The organism is Pantoea stewartii subsp. stewartii (assembly GCF_008801695.1).
Classification (GTDB): domain Bacteria; phylum Pseudomonadota; class Gammaproteobacteria; order Enterobacterales; family Enterobacteriaceae; genus Pantoea; species Pantoea stewartii.
Genome location: NZ_VZPF01000332.1, coordinates 1 through 243 on the forward strand (window position 1 = coordinate 1; position 243 = coordinate 243).

At 60.5% G+C, this 243-nt stretch carries 1 protein-coding gene; it reads left to right on the plus strand.

Annotated features, from left to right (window positions below):
- Window positions 1–243: transposase (locus F7Q90_RS26440; protein ID WP_151161250.1), on the plus strand; the 243-nt coding region annotated here is incomplete at both ends.

Here is a 243-nt window from a genome sequence, read left to right on the forward strand (position 1 = left end):
GTGAAATCCCTGTCGCCCGCAAACGACCACGACGCCCCAACTTCCCCCGCGACTTCAAAATCGCCATGGTGGAGCAGTCGATGCAGCCCGGCGTCAGCGTGGCACAGCTTGCCCGTGAAAATAACATTAACGATAATCTCCTGTTCAACTGGCGGCGACTTTATCAGCAGGGGCTGCTGGCTGCGCGGACAGATGCGCCGGTCATGTTGCCCGTGACGCTCGCTGCTGAATCAGGCCCCGGAC